Source organism: Paenibacillus sp. 1001270B_150601_E10, assembly GCF_015558675.1.
Classification (GTDB): Bacteria; Bacillota; Bacilli; order Paenibacillales; family Paenibacillaceae; genus Paenibacillus_B.
The window spans coordinates 1-5,229 of record NZ_JADMOL010000024.1; the positions used below are offsets into that span (position 1 = coordinate 1).

3 protein-coding genes and 1 rRNA gene are annotated in these 5,229 nt (G+C 42.8%); 1 reads left to right on the top strand and 3 read right to left on the bottom strand.

All coding sequences use genetic code 11. From position 1 onward, the window contains the following. The first annotated feature begins 142 nt into the window (after nt 1–142). Nucleotides 143–259: ribosomal RNA gene (gene rrf / locus I2H74_RS24325) — 5S ribosomal RNA — on the top strand. Between the two features lie 707 nt (nt 260–966). Here the strand turns inward: rrf and I2H74_RS24330 are convergent. The 3 genes from I2H74_RS24330 to murQ all read right to left on the bottom strand — a co-directional run bounded on the left by I2H74_RS24330 (nt 967) and on the right by murQ (nt 4,385). After that, nucleotides 967–1,821, bottom strand: a complete 855-nt coding sequence (locus tag I2H74_RS24330) for a MurR/RpiR family transcriptional regulator (protein WP_195576903.1) — start codon at nt 1,819–1,821, stop codon at nt 967–969. Between the two features lie 90 nt (nt 1,822–1,911). After that, nucleotides 1,912–3,369, bottom strand: coding sequence for a PTS transporter subunit EIIC (locus I2H74_RS24335; RefSeq protein WP_195576904.1), 1,458 nt, complete (start codon nt 3,367–3,369; stop codon nt 1,912–1,914). Nucleotides 3,370–3,497: 128 nt separating this feature from the next. Then, nucleotides 3,498–4,385, bottom strand: coding sequence for an N-acetylmuramic acid 6-phosphate etherase (murQ, locus tag I2H74_RS24340; RefSeq protein WP_195576905.1), 888 nt, complete (start codon nt 4,383–4,385; stop codon nt 3,498–3,500). Nucleotides 4,386–5,229 lie beyond the last annotated feature (844 nt).

Consider the following 5,229-nt stretch of genomic DNA (forward strand, 5'->3'; position numbering starts at 1 on the left):
ATGTGTGGAGCTGACCAATACTAATCGGTCGAGGGCTTATCCTAAAAGAAAAGATGACTTTACTTCCTTCACGATCAGTTTTCAGGGTGCAAACCTTGAATACATCCTTAGATGGACGATATTTTCCTTCGGAAAAATCGAGTTTGGTGACGATGGCGAAAGGGTTCCACGCGTACCCATCCCGAACACGACCGTTAAGCCTTTCAGCGCCGATGGTACTTGGACCGCAGGGTCCTGGGAGAGTAGGACGTTGCCAAGCAAAGAAAATAGCCCACTTCCTCAAACGAGGCGAGTGGGCTGTTTGTTGTCCACATTTTATTAACAGTTGTTCATGAATCAGGGGATAAATTAATAGACGGACAAAAAGTTATCCACCAGTGAATAACTCTTTAATCTTTACGAGCCTTGAGCTTCATCCACATTTTTTGTTGAAAAGTATGGGATAATCGGGGATAACCACAAGTATTCTAGGCAATCATCCACATTTTCGATAATATATTGCGTAAATAAAAGGAGAACAAGTACTAAAAACAATAAAAATCATTTATCCACATGTGAATTACTTTTTAGAAACTCCCTTTTTGCGATGAAAGGTTATCGCTTTAGTGGATTACTACTTAAAATTATGACAAGACCGAACCCTTCATGGTGGTTTTGATCTACTTATACACCTATTCATCCACATATTAAATCGATCTATCGCGCAATCATTTCGCAAGCACATCACATATTCAGGAATTATGGGCAGATTGGTTACATTGTTTTTATTTTTCCATGGTAATGAAAATTAAAAAGTATCCCTTTGAGCGCGTTGCTGCTATTAATCGGTACATATATATGAACGATCTTGGACTTGGTTGGTTACATACGAAACCTATTATCACAATAAAAGAAGCCTTGCATAACGTCTCTGTTAAAAGACGAATGGCAAGGCTTCTATTTATATATCGTTACCGTTTCAGCCTATTAGAAATGCTCGCGCAAGATCCGAATGGCTTGACTTGTATCTGCTAGATGTCTGATTGTCTCATCGTGCTGAGTGGAGGCATATGCAAAGAACAGCGTATCCACAGCAAGCAATTGAGCAAGGCGTGAACTGGTTGCAGCACTGCGAAATACGGCTTCTGGTGCATGGGCGATGTTTAGCATGTACGTGGCGTTATTACACAATTCATGCTCGCCGTATCGGGATATACCAACCGTTACCAAATCATATTCGTTTGCGAGTTTGACGGATTGAATGACTTCTTTTGTTTTTCCGCTGTATGATACGCCAATAAAGACTGAGCCTGAAGGTGCGTTTGCAATATTAACAGCTAGAACATGCAGGTCGTGAAATGCAAAGGCTGTTTTGCCAAGACGCATCCACTTCTGTGCAATATCTTCTGCTACAACTAAAGAGGCGCCAATTCCATACGTGTAAATGGCAGGTGCTTTCGCCATTGCAGCGGCAATTTGATTCACCATTTTACTATCTAGCACTTCGGCTGTATCTTGCAGCGCCTGAATACTGTTGGACATCGTCTTTTTAATAATGGAATCCGTTGTATCATTGGGGTCAAAATCATAATAAGTTGGGCGCTCATGTTTAGCCATATCTAGTGACAGACGCACCTTAAGCTGTGGAAATCCATCGACCTGCAAGGAGTTGCAGAATCGAACGACAGAAGCGCCACTGGTCTCTGCCTTTATAGCGAGATCATGAATGCTAATATTTGTGACCTCTTCGGGATGGTCTAATATGTAGCGTGCTACTTTTTGCTCTGACTGTGACAGACTATCGTATATCGCTTGAATTTGCGTCAAGATACTTCCCATCATAACAAAAGCCCCCTGAATGTATTTCTGATCATGAAGAAAATAGGACATCTACGGAGATCATGCTCCAAGATGCCCTATAATATCCGAGGATTATTCGGTATCCTTATTATGCTCTAACAGAAGTTCTTTTGTAAAGCCGAAGAAGTATGTCAGCAGGAAACCTGCAATATAGGAAGCGATAAGTCCAAGCAAGTAACCTACGATTGACGCACCGATGCCAAGCGGCCCTGTTACTAGCGGTACAAGAACCAAGCCGGAAGGTCCAATAGCCATCGAACCGATAAAGTTGCCTGACATCGCGTACAATCCGAGCACTGCTCCACCGAAGCCTCCACCGATACATGCGGTGATAAATGGACGGCCTAAAGGTAAGGAAACCCCGTAGATCAAGGGCTCTCCAATCCCTAAGAAACCGACTGGAAGCACCCCTTTTATTAGATTGCGCATGCTCTTGTTATGCTTTAATTTCATGTAGATCGCAATCGCTGCACCAACTTGACCTGCACCGGCCATCGCCAGGATAGGGAGAAGCGCGGTGTAACCAAATTGCGTAATCAATTCCGCATGAATGGGAATCAAAGCCTGATGAAGCCCGAACATAACGAGCGGAAGGAAGGACGCCGCAAGCACGAAACCTGACAATGGTCCGCCGTGAGCTAGAAGCCATGTTGTTGCTGTCCCGATTCCTTGAGAAATGACACCAGCAAGAGGCATGAAGACAAAGATTGTGATTAAGCCGACGACTAGCAACGCAATAGTTGGCGTTACAATAATATCGATAGCAGCTGGAACGCGTTTGTGCACCCATTTCTCAATATAAGAAATCAAGATTGCAGCGAAGATGGCGCCAATAATACCGCCTTGACCTGGACTTAACGTAATCTCACCGATTATCGGATAGGTATACGAAATGCTCGCAACGCTTGGCGCAATAATAATCGCGGAGACTGCACCACCTAACGAAGGGGTGCCTCCAAATTCCTTAGCAGCATTCACGCCAGCGAATACAGTTAGGTACAGGAAGAAGGCGGAACCGATTACACTGACGATCGGCTGTAAAGTTACCATCCATTCAGGCGAGAAGCCAGTCTTCATTAAGTTGGCCATTAAGCCTGCAATACCGTTAATCAGACCAGCACCGACGAGAGCTGGAATCATTGGAATGAAGATGTTTCCGATCTTTCGCAGGAAGTTTTTGAATGGTGTATTGTTTTTCTTTTTGAGCTCAGCTTTGATATCCTGACCTTTAGCTTGTGTATGTGTTGGTGTTGGAGCCGCTGCTGAATCCGAGCCTTCACCTGACTCTATGATGGAAGCGAGCTCATCTGCTACTTTCTTTACGGTTCCTGGACCGAGGACAATTTGATACGTTTCATCGTCAACGACACCCATTACACCTTTTGTACTCTTGATTCTTGCTTCGTCAATCATGCTCCGGTCCACAGGATTGATCCGAAGGCGAGTGATACAGTTTGTAAAGCTGCTAATATTTGAAGCTCCACCTACAGCATCGAGAATCTCTTTTGCAAGCGCACGATGTTGATTCATGGTGTTTCCCTCCTAGTTAAAATGTATGGTTGTGGAGTTTATCGAGCCTTTATGAACTGCAAGTTCTGCAGACTGATTGGTAAAATCAATCCTAAGATGCATTCTTATGAAAGATGATGATTATAAGATTACTTAATGGCCTTGCGTACAAAACCTTGGGACTGTTCTAGCTTCTGAAGTGTCTCTTCATACGTTAATCCGGTCAAAATCATGACGATAGCGGCCTTTGGCTTATTGTTTGCAAGTTCTAGATACTTCTCTGCGGTTGGATAGTCACAGGATGTTGCTTCCATCACGATTCGTTTTGCGCGTTCAACCAGCTTCTCATTTGTAAGCTGCACATCAACCATGAGATTGCCGTACACTTTGCCAACTTGAATCATGGCAGCAGTAGATAGCATGTTGCATACGAGCTTCTGGGAAGTACCAGACTTAAGGCGAGTCGAGCCAGTTAATACTTCTGGACCATTCATGATCTCGATGGCAATCTGCGCAGCTTTTCCAACTTCAGAATTCTTATTGCAGGCAATCGCAACGGTATGTGCGCCAAGTTGATTAGCATACTCAAGACCGGCAATAACATATGGCGTACGGCCGCTGGCAGCGATACCAACCAACGTGTCTTTTGCCGAAAGCTGAATGTTTTTCAGATCCTCAATGCCTAGCTCTCCGCTATCTTCAGCACCTTCGACAGCTTTGATAAATGCTTTCTCTCCGCCAGCGATTAGTCCAACCACTTGTTCAGGCATAGTCCCAAACGTTGGAGGACATTCTACTGCGTCGAGTAGACCAATTCTTCCGCTTGTACCTGCACCCATATAGATGAGTCGGCCGCCCTGTCGAAGCGATTCGGCAATCTTGGCAACCGCTTGTGCAATGTGAGGGATTTGCTCGCGCACGGCATGTGCTACTTTTGCGTCTTCCTCATTCATAATGCCAAGGAATTCTTCTATTGACAGCTCATCTAAATTCATTGTGCGCTCATTGCGAGCTTCTGTAGTTAAATGTTCAAGCATGTGATTCTCCCCTTTGTCTTATCTGTGAAAACGCTTCATGGGTATATTGTATATTGATTGAAATAAAGTTTCAATATATATTATATTTCCAGTAATAATATTTCATATCGTGTTCTGGTCGCGTAGAGATGGAAAGTTGCAAGGTGTGCCTTGCTTGTTAACGTCTATGAAGTATTGGGTTGTACTTCCTTGGTTAAGTTTGTTGTGCATGATCGTAGTATGTCTAAATTCAACCATTAATTATATTGCTTCATTAATGTGGGCAGAGGTGTTTACTTCAGATGATAACGTTGGGGGAAGTCAACTCGAATTAAAGACAGAGGATGACTAAAAAGAAATATCGAAATATGATTTCAAATATCTTTGATGCTCTTCAATGTTCATTTCTGTGGTATATGGCTTGGTGTTATTTTTGAATTCAAAGGTCATCTTAATGGTTAATAAGTGGAATGTAGCAGTTATAATAAGAATGAATAAAAAGCTTGCAATAAGAATGATGGCATGTTATATTATTAATCCGCCCTCAAAAGGGGTGAGGTTATCAGCTTCTGATTCGATGACATAAAAAACTTTGAAAAAGATGCTTGACCTTAAGAAGTGAATGTGATATATTAATTAAGTCGCCGCTGAACGGCGGTGAGCAAAAGAAAGTAACTAACTTTGTTCTTTGAAAACTGAACAACGAGTGAAACATTATTGAGAATTAACATTCTCGTCAGCAATACAAATGAGCAAGTCAAACACTTATTGTGAACTTTGTTCGATTCTTGAATCGGTAAACAAAATTCGCTTTTATGGAGAGTTTGATCCTGGCTCAGGACGAACGCTGGCGGCGTGCCTAATA

Coding starts and splice junctions, on each gene's coding strand:
- murQ (WP_195576905.1), bottom strand. CDS start 4,385: ATGCTTGAACATTTAACTACAGAAGCTCGCAATGAGCGCACAATGAAT.
- I2H74_RS24335 (WP_195576904.1), bottom strand. CDS start 3,369: ATGAATCAACATCGTGCGCTTGCAAAAGAGATTCTCGATGCTGTAGGT.
- I2H74_RS24330 (WP_195576903.1), bottom strand. CDS start 1,821: ATGATGGGAAGTATCTTGACGCAAATTCAAGCGATATACGATAGTCTG.